Raw genomic sequence first — 17006 nt, 5'->3', positions numbered from 1 at the left:
ATAAAATTAATCCTTTATTAAACGTTGTAAATGAATAGTTAAATAAACCACTTCTGATTCATCAACTGACTTTTGCAAATGCTTTTGTATAACCTTAACAATCTTCCAAGCAAGATTGTAGCATAAGGGGTATTCTTGTTTCAACACCTTTGCTAAAGTTATTTGGTTTTCTGTATGTTTTTGATTCATTCGATCAATAGCATGCCGTATATGCTGAACAAGTCGAAAATATTGAATGTTATCACGTTCTAATGTTATATCTAATCCTGTTTCTATCATACTTATAACCTGATAGACTAATTCTGAATATTTATTTACCTCCTGAATCGTCCGATTGGTAACTGAACTGTGGATATGAAGGGCAATAAGCCCAATTTCTCCTGTTGGAAGCTCAATACCACTATATTCCTTTATCATGTTTACAATCTCTTTTGCTATACGATATTCCTGCTGATAAAGAGCCTGTGTTTCTACTAAGAAAGGGTTTTTAATAAAAATACCTTCTTTAGCTCTTTTAATAGCAAAAGCAATATGGTCTGTTAATCCAGTGTGGATATGTTCATTTATTATAGGACCCATTTCCTTTTCAATGTAGGTCAGTACATCATGCATAAATGTGATAAAATCTTCATTTAAAAACGGCAATAATTGTTTGTATTTTTCCTGTTCTGCCTGGCTCTCCAAAAGAAATACCTTTTCCGCACTTTCAGGGTTAATAACATCCCCTCTTTTTTTATTAAAACCAATACCCTTACCGATATATATAACTTCTTTATTAGTGGAATTGCTTGCAATGATAACGTTATTATTTAAAGCTTTTTTAATTTTCGGCATCTTACTCCCCTCCTTTTTAAAAAGGAAAATGATTTTTATTTTATAGAAAATAGATGAATTATTTAGACTAAGATATAATATAGGTGTTTTCCAGTAATATAGGAGGTAATCAACATGATAAAAATGATTGTCAGTGATTTAGATGGTACCCTTTTAACTGAACACAGAGAAATACTCAGTAAAGACAAAGAATCCATCTTAAATGCAAAAAAGAACGGGATAGATATTAGTATAGCAAGTGGAAGAATGGATGTCGAAATAAATGAAGTTTTCAATATCATGGGGGTTAAAGGTCATCGCATTAGTCAAAATGGGGCGTTTGTTTATTCAAAAGATGGGCAAAGAATTTATGGTAATCCCTTTTCAACTGAGAATGTGATAAACATTTATGGCTTTTTGACAACCCATGTAAAAGAACGGGTGACATTGTATTCTGAAAATACCGGGTTTGTAAGTAACTCATCCCAACTTCGTTCAGAAGATGAGCACCGATTATTTTTCCCTATTAAGGTAGAGCCCGACCTGTTAAAAATGGTTGAAAATGGTTTAGAGGTATCAAAAATATCCGTATATAGTCAAAATACCGATTCCTTAAAGGAAATACAAAAACAGGTTGAAGAGGCGTTTTCCAACGTAGCTGATTCGTTTATTTCTGATCCAAGTTGTTTAGATATAATGCCTAAAAATATTAACAAAGGAAAAGGCATCGAAGCTATTATGAATGCCTTAAATATTGCGCCTGAAGAAATGATTTGTATTGGCGATTCATTTAATGATATTTCAATGTTTAATTTGACCCCCCATAGTTATGTGATGAGTCAATCAGAAGATACAGTTAAGCAATATGCTGCACATGAAATTAACTATGTTCATGAAGCATTAGAAGATATACTTAAATAGGCAGGATTGAAAAGAATCTTTTGATGACGGTGTAGAGGATGTGTTAAAGTGTCTTTTCATTTGGCTGAAGGAGAGTATAAAATCTCCGTTTTACCATGTTATTTAGAAAACAATACTATAGTTTTGGCCCAGGTAAATTTATAGCTACTACTAAAAGACTCATTTATTTTAGTAATACGAAAGCTAAAGGTGAAACACTTTGTGAGTTTTTCTATGAAACCATGAAACCAATAAAAAAACATCAGGACTTCTTAAATATCTTTATAAAATTTTTGCCCCTGATCTCTCCGGGTCATTTATGTATGAGGGGGAGATGTACTTCATAGGTTTTTATCTATCTAATAATCATAAGCTGGATGCATTCATAAAAGAAGTAAATAAGCAAATACATACAAAACGTTCAGATTAAATGCTGAACGTTTTTTCTTTTCTAAATCAGGGTGGATGAAAGTATATTGTTTGAGTACCACGTAGAAACTATAAATATGATTGTTTTGGTCATGATTTAATTAAAAGGGGTTTAGTAAAATGTTTTCGTTTGAAAAAAGCGAGGTAGAGCGGGTTAAGCCGGTACTTGAAAAGCAATTTAAGGGTACAGAGGATGCTCAGTTCAGAACGTTATCCCTGGAAAATGACCAGGAAATCGAACTGGTGTATATTCAAACGGTTATAGATAACGCCAATATTCATGAACAATTTTTTAAACCCTTTTTTGAAATTAATGATATTCAGAGATATGAATCCTATATTAAATCATTGCCTAATTTTAAAGAATTTAAGGATGAACAGGATACTGTTAAAGAAATTTTGCATGGCTCTATTGTTTTCCTTATTCAGAATAAAGTATATATGGTTGGGTTTATACATCAGGAAAACTCAGCAGTATTAGATGCGAGTGTAGAAACTACTATTTTAGGGCCACAGAAAGCTTTAAGTGAAAACATTTATACAAACCTCAATCTCATCCGTCATCGGTATCATGAAAAAAGTTTAAAGGTAGAAAAACTTCCCGAAATAGGGGATAAATCTAATATCCAAGTATGTCTGCTTTATGATGAAAAAGAGGCAGATTCAGAAATCGTTGATAAAGTGAAAAAGAGAGTGAAAAAAGCTGATCGACCAATCGTACAGTCCGCTGGTGAACTGCATAGAGCTTTGACCAATAGAAAACGAAGGCTTTTCCCTACATTATTAGTTACTGAGCGACCTGATCGAATTGCTTATAACCTTTATCAGGGTAAAGTCATTATTATGATTGAAGGGATTCCCTTTGTCCTTATTGGACCCACTGTTTTCTATGACTTTATGAGTTCTATGGAAGATTTTTATCAGCCATATTGGGTCTCTAAATTCCTTATTGTGTTGCGTTATATTGGTTTGTTTATTAGTTTATTTCTCCCTTCAGCATATGTAGGAATCATTTCGTATAACCCTGAAGTGCTTCGAATTCAATTAGCCTTTTCGATTGCTGGAAGTCGTATGCCTGTTCCTTATCCGTCCTACTTAGAAGTGTTATTTATGTTAATCATGATGGAAATGCTGACAGAAGCATCGATTCGTCTGCCTAAAACGATTGGACCAACAGCCACCACAGTTGGCGGATTAATTTTAGGTCAGGCAGCAACGGATGCGGGACTGGTCTCCAATATTATGATTATTATTGTTGCTGCAGTTGCTATATCCAATTTTATTATCCCCATTAATGAAATGAGCTTTGCAATGAGAGTGATGAAATATCTTTTATTAATCATCACTACGTTTTCCGGCTTAATTGGACTTGTTATAGGCACAGTTGGCCTTATTTATTATCTGGTGTATTTAGATAGCTTCGGAAAACCCTATTTAAAGCTATTTACGAGTCATCAGAAATAACATGTTCAAGGAAGAAGGGATTAAGTGAGTCGTTACTTTTACTACTTAGTTATCTTAAATATGCTTGCCAATGTTGTTGCGCTTGTACCTAGTATTTTAATTGAAGGACGATTAAACGGTACGGTCAGTTCTTTAATGATAGCGATTGTAATAACGCTTATCTACTGTTTTGTTTTTACAAACTCAATGCTTAAATTTCCTGGTAAGGGTCAGCCGGAAATTATAAAAGCGTATATGCCTCAATGGTTTTCTACGGTTTATCTATTCCTTCTAGGTGTTCTGTATTTTTTTTCAACCTGGTTTGTCCTTTTATCTTTTATCGATATTACGAAACGCTTTATAAATCCGGAACTTCCCACGTTATATATCACGATTCTCTTTTTGGCGATTATTTGCCCGGGTGCTTTAATGGGTACAGAGAAAACGTTATATGCACTTGAAATCGTTTTGATTATCAGTCTTCCACTCATAATAGGGATATTTTTAAAGGCCTATATAAATGAGCATCTAAATTGGGATGCAATCCGTATTGTTTTCACACATTCCTTTGATGCTCCTTCCATCGATATGATTGGGGCAGCCTCTTATTCTTTATTGGGATTTTATTATATTTCAATTTATAATCGTGTATTAAAACATCGATTGAAAAGACTGGGGCTATGGCGTTTGGTATTAATAGGGATTGCCGGGGTTGTTAATATCTTTACCTCCCTCTTAATCCCCATTGGCGTAAATGGTGTTGACGGAGCTGGTCATTATATTTATCCCTGGTTTTCAACGGCAGATACGATGAGAATAGAATTTGGATTTATTGAAAGGGTACTCTTTATTTTTCTATTACTTTACATAGGGATTTCTATGATTAGTGCTACGATTACGTGTCATATAGGATTGGAACATGTTAAAAGCATCTTTCCGGAAATTAAATGGAAGGAAATAAAAATAATTCCGCTCATTGTGGTTACTCTTTTTTCACTTGGCTCCATTTTGGGTTATTTTCTCCTCAGTCAGATTCAGGTTTACGAATTAGCGAAAGTATTTTTCACCTTATTACTGTTTGCAGGTGCGTTTTCATGTGCTGTTTTGTTATATGTTGTAAGGAGGTCTAAACAAAAATGAAGAACCTCTATAAACTTAGTGGGCTATTTTTTTTCTTGATTCTCCTTTTATCCAGCTGTGGATTTAAAGATATTGATAAGCGTTCCTTTGTGGTAGGGATTGGAATTGATCAACTGGAACAGGAGCAGGAAGGATATGAGGTTACATTAAAAATGGCGTATCCTGCTTCAGAAACTAAAGAATTGGGTAATCAATTTCAGCTTATAAGTGCAAAAGGAAGTACCATTGCTGAAGCAATTCGATTCATAAAAGCAAAGGTAGGTAATGAGTTAGACTTTGGACATATGAAAATGATTATAATTGGAGAAAAGATTTTAACTAAGGATATTGAAAAAACAATGGACTGGTTTACAAGAAGACGGGATATTCAACAAATTGCTTTACTTTCTGTAGGGAAGCCAGATGCCAAAACCATCTTAAGTGTTAAGCCAAAAGGGGAACGTTTACCTTCTAATAAATTATTTATGTTCTTTGATGAAACAGGTACAGAATCCCCCTATGTCACAACAAAATTTCTTTATGAATTTCGGCGTGATTTAGTAGAGAGGGGCATGGATGGGTATCTTCCAATCGTAGAGTCGGAGGAGGACAACTTTTCTATTACCACAATGGCTGTCATAAAAAAAGGAGAAAAACCACTTATATTAAATAAAAAGGAAACAAAGGTATTTAATATATTAAAAAAAAGCTATGACAAAGAAAGTTTAAAAGTAAACGCTCAGGATCAATTTTTTATGCTGGCTGTTGATTCACTGAACACCAGCTATCGGATAAAAGATTCAAAAAAGCCAAAAATCAAATTTAAAGTGGATGTAGAAGGAACTATTGAGGAGAGTAAGGTAAAACTTAGAAAAGGAAAATTGGATAAATATAACAAACTTACGGAAGAAACCTTTAAAAAGGATATTAAGAAGCTTTTGCAAAAATTTCAGGATACAAATATAGATCCGATTGGGTTTGGGCTGAGATACCGTGCGATGCATACAGGCCCGGAAAAGAAAAAATGGAAAAATTGGAAGGATTTATATCCCGAAATTGATATAAACGTACAAGTTAATGCTGAGATTACCGGTACCGGAATTATTGAATAAAAAAATAGGCGCATGTAAACACGTTTTATCTCTCATTGTCATCTACTAATAAAGCATATAATAGCTGTTTTCCAAGAAAGGTGTGAGTCTATTGGAACAGTTATTAAGCATGGAGTTTACAGGCGTTGTTGCGTTAACTTTTCTTTTATACGCCATTCGAAGAGCTAGTAAAATCAGCAATCGTTATATTCCTATAGTTGGTATCTTTTTAGGCATTGGTTTTGCTGCATTTGAAGCAAAAGGATTCGATTTTGACAGTTTCATGCAAGGCTTGAAATATGCACTATATGCTGTTGGGATGGTTGCAGGATATAAGTATTCACAAGAGGGCAGGAATTTGCAAAGCGGTTCACTTTTAGGAGGAATAAAAAAAGCGGTGCAACGATTTTCTGGTAAAAATAGCAGTAATAATAGTAATCAGAACGATTCAAAAAATGAGAATAAAAACAATCCAAACGGAACCAATCCCCCGAGTAACAGCAATGATTTCCCTGTTAATGGAGAGGCAGATATTTAATCTGTCTCTTTATTTTTAATAGAGAGGTATTTTTTCCTATCATATATTTATATACTTTTTACGGTTTAGGACTTTAAATATTTTTAATTTTTCGATAAAATATAATCAACAAAGGGGAAATAATTAATAAATAAATAGGGTATTGCATACGTTTGTAGTAATTGTAAAAGGAATTTGAAACCGATTTCAAAAGGGGTGGAGAAAGTATGAATATGAATCCAATACCTGCTAGAGAAGGAAATCATAATTTACAAGATTATGAGAAGACCTATAACGGCTTTAACTGGAATGAGATGAAGAAGCAATTTAGTTGGAATTCAACAGGTAAAGTGAATATGGCCTATGAGGCGATTGATCGACATGCAGAGAACCCTGATACAAAAGACAAAGTAGCTTTACTGTATTCAGCACCTGATAAGGAAGAAACATTAACGTTTAATGAGCTAAGTAAGAAAAGTAATCAGTTTGCCAATGTATTAAAGAAACACCAAATTGAAAAAGGAGATCGGGTATTCCTTTTCATGCCAAGAAGTCCTGAATTTTATATGAGCTTTTTAGGTATTTTAAAGGTAGGAGCAATTGCCGGACCTTTATTTGAAGCATTTATGGAACAGGCTGTGCATGACCGTCTTGAGGATAGTGAGGCTAAAATGTTAATCACTACCCCAGAGCTACTAGAACGTGTACCACAAGATAAACTGCCTTACCTTAAACAAATTGTATTAGTAGGCGGTATGAAAGAAGGAAAACAATATATCAGTTTTGATCAGGAAATGAAAAAGGCTTCTGAGAACTTTGATATCGAATGGGTAGACTTAGAAGACGGTATGCTGATTCATTATACGTCTGGTTCCACTGGTAAACCAAAAGGCGTTTATCATGTCCATAATGCGATGATTCAGCATCTTGCAACCGGACAATGGGTGCTGGATTTGAAAGAGGATGATGTATACTGGTGTACAGCTGATCCGGGTTGGGTAACAGGAACGAGTTATGGCATATTTGCTCCGTGGTTAAATGGAGTGACAAACGTCATTCGTGGTGGACGTTTCAGCCCTGAGGACTGGTATGGAACAATTGAAAAACATAAAGTGACAGTCTGGTACTCAGCTCCAACCGCTTTCCGTAAATTTTTAAGTGCTGGAAGTGAAGTGGCTAGTAAATTTGATCTTTCTTCCTTACGTCACATTCTAAGTGTTGGTGAACCATTGAATCCTGAAGTTATTCACTGGGGAATAGAAGCCTTTAACAAACGGATTCATGATAACTGGTGGATGACCGAAACAGGTGGACAATTAATTAGTAATTATCCTAGTTTGGATATTAAACCTGGTTCGATGGGCAAGCCAATCCCTGGTGTTGAGGCAGCGATTATTGATAATGAAGGCAATAAACTACCTCCTAATCAAATGGGTAATCTTGCTATTAAAAAAGGCTGGCCATCCATGATGCGTCAAATCTGGAAGCGTCCAGAAAAATATGAAAGCTATTTTATTGGTGACTGGTATGTATCTGGGGACAGCGCTTATATGGATGAGGATGGATACTTCTGGTTCCAGGGACGTCTAGATGATGTTATTAACACTTCTGGTGAACGTGTGGGTCCTTTTGAAGTTGAAAGTAAATTGATTGAACACCCTGCTGTTGCTGAAGCAGGTGTAATTGGAAAGCCTGATCCTGAACGAGGAGAGATTATAAAAGCATTTGTTACACTACGGGAAGGACATCAGGAGTCAGACGATTTACTTGAAGATATACGCTTATTTGTTAAAAATGGTTTAAGTGCACATGCAGCTCCACGAGAAATAGAAATAAGAGAAACTATTCCTAAAACAAGAAGTGGTAAAATTATGCGCCGCTTATTAAAATCCTGGGAGCTAGGTCTTCCAACAGGGGATACGTCAACATTAGAGGAGTAATCATCCATAAAAGATAGGGATCAAAAGAAGGGTCCCTATCTTTTCTATTTCTTTAGCCTTGCTTCCACTTGATTCAGTCTATCATAAATAGGTTTGAACGCTGTTAACTTTTCCTTTCCATTTAATTATCTGCCATGAAATTTTCCTCCCTAGTTCGATATCATGATTATGATACCATTACATACGTTGTAGACCGTGGGAATATAAAATCTTTATGACCTATCTGTATTTCCTGCCGTTTTAAACTTTAGTATGATAGTTATAGAATTTTCTACATGAGGAGTGGACTTCATGGGACAAGTCAAAGACTTTCAACATACTACATTAGAAACTTTACAATGGTTTATTTTCCTTCTGGCAAGCTCTATAGCATTACCAATCGTGATCGGATCTATATATGAAATGTCTCTACATGAGGTGTCCGGATTAATGCAACGGACCTTTTTTATTGTTGGAATAGCTTGTTTTCTTCAGGGATTGATTGGACATAAGTTGCCGGTAGTAGATGGCCCAGCAGGTATATGGATTAGTACATTTACTGTTTATGCTGCTACTGCTGTTGAAAGCGGGAGAGGTTTAGAGGAAACGTTACGAGTGCTCCAAACTGCGATGATTTTGACAGGATTTTTCTTAGTGATATTTGGTGTATTTCATTTGTCGCAAAAAATGTTATCCATTTTCACCCCTCTTGTAACAGGTGCCTTTTTATTTATGTTAACTATTCAATTAAGCGGAACTTTTCTGCAGGGAATGATGGGCATTGGAGATGATGGCTCTACAGCTCAGTTAGATGCTACTTTGATTTCCTTTTTCGTTTTTTTCTTTGTTTTGTTATTCTCCGTTTTAGGGAAAGGGCCATTAAAAAGCTATGCGATTTTAATTGGGATTGGATTAGGTTGGGGCATTTATGCATTAGTTAATGGACAGGAATCTATTGAACAATCGTTACCTGCCCTTCATGTACCCGAGGTATTTGCCTGGGGATTACCAGTATGGGATATAAGTGTGATTCCAATTGCTTTTATTACAGCTATTATTTTATTGTCTAACATTGTGGCATCGTTGGGAGCTGCTAATCAAACAATGAAGGGGACAAATTCATTTACGGCTGAAGAAATGAATAAGGGCAGCTATACATTAGGAATAAATCAAGGATTATCTGCTTTGTTTTCAAGTGTGGCCGTTGTGACATTAGCTTCGTCATCCGGATTCATGGAATTAACGGGACAAAGGAGAAAAAATCCTTTTATGTATGCAGCTATTTTATTAATCATCATTGCTTTTTTTCCGCCCATTGTTTCGTTTTTATCAAAGATTCCATCACCAGTGGCTAATGCAGCTTTATTAGCCACGTTTGTACAATTAATGGGGATTGGATTATGGAATATTGTAAGTGAAAAACTCAATCAGCGAAAACTTACGATTTTAGGCATAACATTTTTAGTTGGTATTGGTTTGATGTTTATTCCGGCTAGTGCTTTTGATGGTTTACCAGGTTTTGCGCAAAATTTAGTTAGTAACGGATTATTAATGGGGACGGTTATTATTATTTTAATGGAACAGTTTTGGAAGGAAAAAGAATAAAATAAGGCAACATATAAATAAAGCTTCTTTAAAAAGGAGGTTTATGAAATGATTGTTGTTTCAAACGGCGAAGAGCTTCGGTTAATTGACCAGCACGAGCATGGGAAAATTTCCGGGGAAATTGCCAAACAAATGAAGAATGATTTGTTCTTAAGTTCTAAACGAAGACCGGATGTAGAATATGCTATATCCTATCATGATTATGCCTGGTATGAACTGGATCAAAACCCTAAATGGAATGATAAGACCGATAAACCTTATACGTTTGTTGATTACCCAATGCAAGATAAGCTGGCCAGTTATGAAAGAGGGATTGATTTTGTACAGAAAAACTCTGAATATGCTGGGCTTCTGTGCAGTCTGCATTATTCATCCTTTTTTTCTTCGGATTCGACAAATCCAGCCATTCGTTCTTTTATTTCCCGGGAAATGGACAGGCGAAAACAAATAAAAAGTCGAAATAGGGATGATCAAAATGAGAAGATGCTGGACTTTCATTTTAAGTGGCTGCAGTTTTGTGATGATTTGTCTTTATATTTATGTATGAATGAACCTGGAGCAAAAAAAGAGGATGAAGTGTCCTGGTTCCGAAATGGTTTTAGACAAACCTTTGCATTTGCTCCCGATGGAATGGTGGCAATGTGGAAGAATCAACAGGCTATTTATGTCCATCCCTTTCCTTTTAAAAAGATGTTTCACGTGAAAATTCCCTTTAAAATCTTAAGGAAACAGGAGTTGGATGATCATCATTTGGCGAATATTTATAAGGACGAAAAAACATTTTATTATAAAATTTCTATTCAGCCATGGGCGCTATAATTTTGGCAGTGCACCAAAAAAGCTGCCTCATTGAAATGAGACAGCCTTCTACCTTACCGTTCCTTCACAACATTAAATTGATTGTCCAGTAATACCCAATTTTGCGGGAAGGCGAGACCAAGCTTCCAATAACTGATTCCGCGCAGGTTAAGCTCTTTTACAAGGTCAAATTTAGCTTGTATGGACCTGGCATCCTCAAACCAAACCTCGTGTTGATTTCCATCCTGATCAAAATAATAATAAAAAGGCGCTTGAGCTTCTTGATCAAATTGAATTTCTGTGTTGTTTTCTCTAGCTCGCTGCATGGCTGCTTGCGGGCTTAAAGCTTCAGCAATTTCGCCACCTGGTTCATAGGGAAGGGTCCAGTCATATCCGTATAAATTTTGACCTAGAAAGATTTTTTCGGAAGGCATAACAGACAAAGCATAATTGACAACATCTCTTACGGGTCCAATAGGAGAAACAGCCATGGGTGGACCACCACTATATCCCCATTCATAGGTCATGAGTACAACAAAGTCTACAATTTCACCATGAGCAGCATAATCATGAGCTGTATACCACGCTCCTTCTTGTTCAGCAGATGTTTTAGGAGCTAAAGCAGTGGACAACATTAATCCAGCTTCAGAAAATCTCTGTTTTGCTTTTCGTAAAAAATTGTTATAATCTTCTCTGACTTCAGGCGGTAAAAATTCAAAATCAAAATGAATATCTCCGAATCCTACCTGGTTAGCTGTCTCAATAATATTCGTTAAAAATTGGTCCTGGAAATTCTCATCGGTTACGATTATTCTTCCCAGTTCATCACTAAATGAACCATCTTCAATATTTGTGATGATCATCATTAATAGAACATTATTATTTGCTGCGATTTGAGGGAATTGATTTAAAGGTGGCGGTACTAATGAACCATCACGATTCACCTGATAACTAAAGGGGGCTAAGTATGTTAAGTATTGGGCCTTTGATCGGGCTGACTGCTCTAACGTTTGACTTACTTCACCACCAGTTGGCTCGACATAGCCATTGAATTGCTTACTTACCTTTTCTGGCTGTGGAATGGTAAGGGTTTGACCTATTTGCAACGTATCATTTAATGAAATTTGATTTGCTTCAGCTAATTGTTGATAAGGAACATTAAATTTTTGTCCAATTACATATAGAGATTCTCCCGGTTGTACAGTATATTGGTTAACAGGAATTACAAGTGCTTGCCCAACAATTAATCGGCTAGGCTGATCAAGTTCGTTTAAAGCAATAAGCTCATCAGTAGAAACTTGGAATCGTTGTGCAATATCAAATAGCGATTCACCAGTCTTTACAACGTAAATTATCAATTAAACATCCTCCTTTCCATACATATCCTTTTACATATTTATGGGTTAAAACATTAAGTATTCTATGCCCAAGTATAATTATGGTGAAAAATTTAAAGAAATGTGTGATGGGGTAACGTGAAAATTAAGTTAAGACGGTTTACAAAAAGATTTGCTTCAGCTAAATATCCTATATTTGGTAAAGAGTAAACTACTCTTAAAAAAATTCATTCCTATTTTATTCCTGTGATGCAAACCAGTCTTTACAAAAACAAAATCTTTTTTAAAAGAGTGAAAAGCTAAAGAAAAGAAGGGATACTCATGAACCATGAAAACCATATGAGGTTAGCCTTAGAAGAAGCGGATAAAGCAGCAAAGAAAGAAGAAGTCCCCATCGGTGCTGTCATAGTAAAAGATAATCAAGTGATTGCAAAAGCAGGAAATTCAAGAGAAAGCTCGCAAATGGCAAAAGGACATGCCGAGTTTTTAGCAATCGAAAAAGCTAATGAAGTACTAAACAGCTGGAGGCTGGATGACTGTACCTTATATGTTACTTTAGAACCGTGCCCGATGTGTGCTGGGGCCATTATCCAGTCGCGAATCTCTAAAGTTGTATTTGGTGCTTATGATCCGAAGGCCGGCAGCTGTGGTTCTTTAATGAATTTAGTACAGGATTCTAGATTTAATCATGAAGCAGAATTAATTTCAGGTGTCTTAGAAGAAGAGTGTTCTTCTATTTTGAAGCATTTTTTCAAAGGCTTAAGAAAGAGGAAAAAGCAAAGTTGAAAAAATTGGAACTGTGAAATCATTGCAAAATCCGTTAAAAGTAGATATACTTGTTTATGCACATTAAGAAAGGCGGTCACTTTTAGCCGCCAAAGCTTTGTGCACATATTTATTGTTAGCAGATTTGCCGTGCTAGGTGGGGAGGTAGCGGTGCCTTGTTACTCGCAATCCGCTATAGCGAGGCTGAATCCCTATCCGAGGTGAGCATTTTTGAGGTCTGCCGTAAGTAAGTGGTGTTGACGCTTTGGTCCTGCGCAACGGGAACCCGTAAACCCTGTCAGGTCCGGAAGGAAGCAGCAGTAAGCGGTCATTCTCGTGTGCCGCGGGGTTGCCTGAGTCGAGCCATGAGCTTACGTAACGCTCAGGAATGACTCAACGACGATAGGTGCACGGCGTTACATAGAAATCCAACTCATCCTTTTTTAAGGATGAGTTTTTTAGTGTAAGCTATTCTATAAAAGATAATTTTAAAATTCACGATATTGTTTTTGAATGCATCATATGTATAGGTTATAATGAGATAAGAAACCACAAAGGAGAACGTGGCCATGAGTTATCAGGCATTGTACAGGGTATGGCGACCTACTACGTTTGAAGATGTTGTAGGACAAACACATATAACCAGAACACTCCAAAACGCAATTTATACGGAGAAGTTTTCACATGCTTATTTATTTTCCGGGCCAAGAGGAACAGGAAAAACAAGTGCTGCAAAGATTTTTGCAAAAGCAGTAAACTGTGAGCGTTCTCCCGTTAAAGAACCTTGTAACGATTGTTCAGCTTGCAGAGGTATCCAGGAAGGTACGATTTCTGATGTCATTGAAATTGATGCGGCCTCCAATAACGGTGTTGACGATATTCGGGACATTCGGGATAAAGTAAAGTATGCGCCAAGCTCTATTAAATATAAGGTGTACATTGTGGATGAGGTTCACATGCTCTCAACCGGAGCCTTTAACGCATTATTAAAAACATTAGAGGAACCGCCTCAGCATGTTATTTTTATTTTAGCTACAACAGAGCCTCACAAGATTCCGCTAACAATTATCTCACGTTGCCAACGATTTGATTTCAAACGAATTTCCCAATCATCTATCGTTGATCGTTTAAAGGATATAATGGATTCAGAAGAGATTAATGTTGAAGATGAAGCTCTACAAACGGTGGCCTTGGCTGCTGAAGGTGGAATGAGAGACGCTTTAAGCTTACTTGATCAAGCTATTTCTTATAGTGAAGAAAATCATGTTACCATTGATGATGTACTGGCCGTAACAGGTTCGGTTTCCCAAAATAAATTGGGAGAAGTGATGGAATCTCTTCATAACCAGGATGTAAAGCATGCCTTAAAATTGATAGATGAATTTTTAGAGGAAGGCAAGGATTCTGGACGCCTCATTTTTGACCTGATTTACTACTTACGGGATGTATTACTATATCAATCATCCAATCAAATGAGTGACTTTTTAGAGAGAGCGATTCCTGATGAACGATTCACCAAGCTTGCTGAGGAGCTTGACTCTGAGTGGACTCAATCAGTTATACGCCAGTTAAATGAATGTCAACAGGAAATGCGATGGACGAATAGTCCAAAAGTATTTATAGAAATCGCTATGTTAAATATCGCAAACACAATCTCGTCAAAGAAACGTCAAAGCACAGAGGTTTCTCCGCAAGTGGTACAGAAGCTCGAACAGCTTGAAAAAGAACTACATGCACTAAAACAGTCAGGGGGTTCTCCTCAAACTGAAAAGCCTAAGGCAAATGAAGGACGAACTTCAAGACGTTCAAGCTCTGGTCGTAAATATCGCATTCCTTATGATCGGATTCGAAATGTACTGGACCAAGCTTCTAAAACTGAGTTAAAAAATATTATGAATAATTGGGCATCGTTTATGGATTCATTAAAACAAAACAGCCCGCCAGCTTATGCGAAGTTAGTGAACAGTAAACCTAGAGCGGCTTCAAATAATGCGCTTGTTTTATCCTTTAAATATGAAATTCATTGCTCACTTATGCTGGAAAATCAGGAAACAATTGAAGCCCAATTATCTAATTATCTAGGGAAGCAAGTGGCCATTATTCCAATACCGGAGGCAGATTGGCAGGAATTAAGAGAAGAATATGTGAAAAAACAACGTCAGCAGGATGAAGGCAGTGAAGAAACAGGGGAGGAAACAGAAGAAGATCCTCTTGTTTCTGAAGCAAGAAAGTTAGTTGGCGATGATTTATTAGAAATACAAGATAACTAAGGAGGAATTTAGATGAAAGGTGGAATGGGAAACATGAATAATATGATGAAGCAAATGCAAAAAATGCAGAAGAAAATGATGCAAGCTCAGGAGGAATTGCACGAAAAAAGCTTTGAGGCAACTTCAGGTGGTGGCATGGTTAAAGTAGTTGCAAATGGGAAAAAGGAAATTACAGACATGGAAATTAATGAAGAGGCTGTTGACCCAGATGATGTTGAAATGCTGCAAGATTTAGTGTTAGCTGCCGTTAATGATGTCATTAAACAGATAGAAGATGAGACGAATTCAACAATGGGACAATTCACCAAAGGTATGAATATCCCAGGATTCTAGGGGGATTTTTAATGTATTATCCAGAACCAATCTCAAAGCTTATTGATAGTTTTACTAAATTGCCAGGAATAGGGCCAAAAACGGCGGTTCGCCTGGCTTTTTTCGTTTTAAATATGGAAGAAGATGACGTATTGGACTTTGCTAAATCGCTTGTGAACGCTAAACGTGAACTCACTCATTGTTCCGTGTGTGGTCATATTACTGATCAGGATCCGTGTCCAATTTGTCAGGATAATGAAAGAGATGGCGCAGTTATCTGCGTTGTTCAAGATCCTAAAGATGTAATAGCTATGGAGAAAATGAAGGACTTCACAGGAAAGTATCACGTTCTGCATGGAGCCATTTCACCAATGGATGGTATTGGTCCGGAGGATATTAATGTCGCTTCACTTATAAATCGTCTGAAGGATGAAGAGGTTAAAGAGCTTATTTTAGCTACAAATCCTAATATCGAAGGTGAAGCGACTGCCATGTATATTTCTAAGTTGGTTAAACCAGCAGGTATTAAAACAACACGTATTGCACATGGACTTCCTGTAGGGGGAGATTTGGAGTATGCAGATGAAGTGACGCTTTCAAAAGCCTTAGAAGGAAGAAAAGAACTTTGAGGTGAATACACATGTTTGGTAAAGATAAGATAAAAAAGAAATCCATAGATGAAGAACTTATTCAAAAGATTCATCAATTGAAAATAGAAAAGAATCGAATGAGTACTCTTATAAAGAATAGTGTAGATTTAAATGATGGAGTTTATGTGGATCAAGAATGTATAAACGGCAAATACTTTTTTCTTCTTAGAGAAGCAAGATATAGAAAAGTAAAAGGAATTCATTAGTTCTATTTTCTTTTCGCTGTCATAAATATATAAATAGTAGGACAAGCGAAAGGAGTATTAAAAATGAATTCATATATGATTATCGGGCTTATTATAGCTGTGATTTTAATTATTCTGATAAAGGGATTACCCATAAAGACCCTTAAAATCGTTTCACAAGGTATGGTGAAGCTTTTAATCGGCGCTCTTGTTTTGTTTTTTGTAAATGTGTTTGGGGCAAATTTTGGTCTCCATATTCCTATTAACTTATTTACCACAGTTATCTCAGGTTTTTTAGGGGTTTCCGGAGTAGCTGCCTTGTTTGCCATTCACTTTATGTTGTTTCCATAAACTGGACAAGTTAATGATAAAATCTTTTATTGCATTTATAGAATACACATGATATATTAATTAAGCCGTTGAAAGAGACGGCCTAAAAAAGCAAACTAAAAATTTCTCATTGAAATACATGTTTGCTCGTGTTATATTATTAATTGTCGCTTTAAACAGAGCGCAAAACAATATAAAAAGTTATTGACATCCGGTTGGTAACTTGATATAATATTTAAGTCGCTTTGAGAGTGACGGACTTCGTACCTTGAAAACTGAACAAAACAACCAGTACGTCAATTCGCTATTTTGATAGCATTGATGAATGAGCAACAGGAAAACTTTTATTGGAGAGTTTGATCCTGGCTCAGGACGAACGCTGGCGGCGTGCCTAATACATGCAAGTCGAGCGCGGGAAGCAGGCTGATCCCTTCGGGGTGAAGCCTGTGGAACGAGCGGCGGACGGGTGAGTAACACGTGGGCAACCTGCCTGTAAGTCGGGGATAACTCCGGGAAACCGGAG

At 36.4% G+C, this 17006-nt stretch carries 16 protein-coding genes, 1 rRNA gene and 1 other RNA gene; 16 read left to right on the top strand and 2 right to left on the bottom strand.

Annotated elements, in window-relative coordinates:
- Window positions 1-6 precede the first annotated feature (6 nt).
- Window positions 7-834 (bottom strand): glucose PTS transporter transcription antiterminator GlcT, encoded by an 828-nt coding sequence (gene glcT, locus BMX63_RS04895; RefSeq protein ID WP_093132560.1) that lies wholly within the window; start codon window positions 832-834, stop codon window positions 7-9.
- A gap of 114 nt (window positions 835-948) precedes the next feature.
- On the opposite strand from glcT, the gene BMX63_RS04890 reads away from it, so the two are divergent.
- The 8 genes from BMX63_RS04890 to BMX63_RS04850 all read left to right on the top strand — a co-directional run bounded on the left by BMX63_RS04890 (window position 949) and on the right by BMX63_RS04850 (window position 10655).
- Window positions 949-1734 carry an HAD family hydrolase gene (locus BMX63_RS04890; protein WP_093132558.1) on the top strand — a complete coding sequence of 262 codons (786 nt, stop codon included), beginning with the start codon at window positions 949-951 and terminating at the stop codon, window positions 1732-1734.
- A gap of 528 nt (window positions 1735-2262) precedes the next feature.
- The gene (locus BMX63_RS04880; protein ID WP_093132553.1) at window positions 2263-3606 is read left to right on the top strand and encodes a spore germination protein; all 1344 of its coding nucleotides are present in this window, start codon (window positions 2263-2265) and stop codon (window positions 3604-3606) included.
- 24 nt (window positions 3607-3630) lie between these two features.
- The gene (locus BMX63_RS04875; RefSeq protein ID WP_093132550.1) at window positions 3631-4725 is read left to right on the top strand and encodes a GerAB/ArcD/ProY family transporter; all 1095 of its coding nucleotides are present in this window, start codon (window positions 3631-3633) and stop codon (window positions 4723-4725) included.
- Window positions 4722-5816: a Ger(x)C family spore germination protein gene (locus BMX63_RS04870; protein WP_093132548.1), complete on the top strand. Its 1095-nt coding sequence runs from the start codon at window positions 4722-4724 to the stop codon at window positions 5814-5816. Before BMX63_RS04875 ends, BMX63_RS04870 begins: the two co-directional genes overlap by 4 nt.
- Before the next feature lie 91 nt (window positions 5817-5907).
- Window positions 5908-6333 (top strand): phage holin family protein, encoded by a 426-nt coding sequence (locus tag BMX63_RS17925; RefSeq protein ID WP_177167186.1) that lies wholly within the window; start codon window positions 5908-5910, stop codon window positions 6331-6333.
- A 206-nt stretch (window positions 6334-6539) separates the two neighbouring features.
- On the top strand, window positions 6540-8252 hold the full coding sequence (acsA, locus tag BMX63_RS04860) for an acetate--CoA ligase (protein ID WP_093132546.1): 1713 nt from the start codon (window positions 6540-6542) through the stop codon (window positions 8250-8252).
- 291 nt (window positions 8253-8543) lie between these two features.
- Window positions 8544-9836, top strand: coding sequence for a purine/pyrimidine permease (locus BMX63_RS04855; RefSeq protein WP_093132544.1), 1293 nt, complete (start codon window positions 8544-8546; stop codon window positions 9834-9836).
- Between the two features lie 48 nt (window positions 9837-9884).
- Window positions 9885-10655 (top strand): DUF3891 family protein, encoded by a 771-nt coding sequence (locus tag BMX63_RS04850; protein WP_093132542.1) that lies wholly within the window; start codon window positions 9885-9887, stop codon window positions 10653-10655.
- Between the two features lie 53 nt (window positions 10656-10708).
- Here BMX63_RS04850 and BMX63_RS04845 read toward each other — a convergent pair whose 3' ends face one another.
- Window positions 10709-11992, bottom strand: a complete 1284-nt coding sequence (locus BMX63_RS04845; RefSeq protein ID WP_093132540.1) for a glycoside hydrolase family 18 protein — start codon at window positions 11990-11992, stop codon at window positions 10709-10711.
- A gap of 300 nt (window positions 11993-12292) precedes the next feature.
- Here BMX63_RS04845 and tadA point away from each other — a divergent pair, with 300 nt between their 5' ends.
- The 8 genes from tadA to BMX63_RS04805 all read left to right on the top strand — a co-directional run.
- Window positions 12293-12757, top strand: a complete 465-nt coding sequence (tadA, locus tag BMX63_RS04840; RefSeq protein WP_093132538.1) for a tRNA adenosine(34) deaminase TadA — start codon at window positions 12293-12295, stop codon at window positions 12755-12757.
- Window positions 12758-12884: 127 nt separating this feature from the next.
- Window positions 12885-13150, top strand: an RNA gene (gene ffs / locus BMX63_RS04835) — signal recognition particle sRNA large type.
- Between the two features lie 155 nt (window positions 13151-13305).
- The gene (dnaX, locus tag BMX63_RS04830; RefSeq protein WP_093132536.1) at window positions 13306-15006 is read left to right on the top strand and encodes a DNA polymerase III subunit gamma/tau; all 1701 of its coding nucleotides are present in this window, start codon (window positions 13306-13308) and stop codon (window positions 15004-15006) included.
- A gap of 12 nt (window positions 15007-15018) precedes the next feature.
- Window positions 15019-15339 carry a YbaB/EbfC family nucleoid-associated protein gene (locus BMX63_RS04825; protein ID WP_093132534.1) on the top strand — a complete coding sequence of 107 codons (321 nt, stop codon included), beginning with the start codon at window positions 15019-15021 and terminating at the stop codon, window positions 15337-15339.
- Between the two features lie 11 nt (window positions 15340-15350).
- Window positions 15351-15947 (top strand): recombination mediator RecR, encoded by a 597-nt coding sequence (gene recR, locus BMX63_RS04820; RefSeq protein ID WP_093132532.1) that lies wholly within the window; start codon window positions 15351-15353, stop codon window positions 15945-15947.
- A gap of 11 nt (window positions 15948-15958) precedes the next feature.
- Window positions 15959-16174, top strand: a complete 216-nt coding sequence (locus BMX63_RS04815) for a DUF2508 family protein (RefSeq protein WP_093132530.1) — start codon at window positions 15959-15961, stop codon at window positions 16172-16174.
- Window positions 16175-16237: 63 nt separating this feature from the next.
- Window positions 16238-16504 (top strand): pro-sigmaK processing inhibitor BofA family protein, encoded by a 267-nt coding sequence (locus BMX63_RS04810; RefSeq protein ID WP_093132528.1) that lies wholly within the window; start codon window positions 16238-16240, stop codon window positions 16502-16504.
- Window positions 16505-16827: 323 nt separating this feature from the next.
- A 16S ribosomal RNA gene (locus tag BMX63_RS04805) occupies window positions 16828-17006 on the top strand; the annotation flags it as partial.

This window comes from Salinibacillus kushneri, assembly GCF_900111405.1.
In the GTDB taxonomy this organism is placed as follows: domain Bacteria; phylum Bacillota; class Bacilli; order Bacillales; family Alkalibacillaceae; genus Salinibacillus; species Salinibacillus kushneri.
The sequence above is the reverse complement of the archived record's forward strand: the minus strand, read 5'-3'. Positions and strand labels throughout refer to the sequence as shown.

Excerpts from the sequence above, each read along its gene's own strand:
- BMX63_RS04850 (WP_093132542.1), top strand. The coding sequence starts at position 9,885 with ATGATTGTTGTTTCAAACGGCGAAGAGCTTCGGTTAATTGACCAGCAC.
- BMX63_RS04810 (WP_093132528.1), top strand. The coding sequence starts at position 16,238 with ATGAATTCATATATGATTATCGGGCTTATTATAGCTGTGATTTTAATT.
- tadA (WP_093132538.1), top strand. The coding sequence starts at position 12,293 with ATGAACCATGAAAACCATATGAGGTTAGCCTTAGAAGAAGCGGATAAA.
- BMX63_RS04870 (WP_093132548.1), top strand. The coding sequence starts at position 4,722 with ATGAAGAACCTCTATAAACTTAGTGGGCTATTTTTTTTCTTGATTCTC.
- BMX63_RS04880 (WP_093132553.1), top strand. The coding sequence starts at position 2,263 with ATGTTTTCGTTTGAAAAAAGCGAGGTAGAGCGGGTTAAGCCGGTACTT.
- recR (WP_093132532.1), top strand. The coding sequence starts at position 15,351 with ATGTATTATCCAGAACCAATCTCAAAGCTTATTGATAGTTTTACTAAA.
- glcT (WP_093132560.1), bottom strand. The coding sequence starts at position 834 with ATGCCGAAAATTAAAAAAGCTTTAAATAATAACGTTATCATTGCAAGC.
- BMX63_RS04855 (WP_093132544.1), top strand. The coding sequence starts at position 8,544 with ATGGGACAAGTCAAAGACTTTCAACATACTACATTAGAAACTTTACAA.
- BMX63_RS04815 (WP_093132530.1), top strand. The coding sequence starts at position 15,959 with ATGTTTGGTAAAGATAAGATAAAAAAGAAATCCATAGATGAAGAACTT.
- dnaX (WP_093132536.1), top strand. The coding sequence starts at position 13,306 with ATGAGTTATCAGGCATTGTACAGGGTATGGCGACCTACTACGTTTGAA.
- BMX63_RS04825 (WP_093132534.1), top strand. The coding sequence starts at position 15,019 with ATGAAAGGTGGAATGGGAAACATGAATAATATGATGAAGCAAATGCAA.
- acsA (WP_093132546.1), top strand. The coding sequence starts at position 6,540 with ATGAATATGAATCCAATACCTGCTAGAGAAGGAAATCATAATTTACAA.
- BMX63_RS04890 (WP_093132558.1), top strand. The coding sequence starts at position 949 with ATGATAAAAATGATTGTCAGTGATTTAGATGGTACCCTTTTAACTGAA.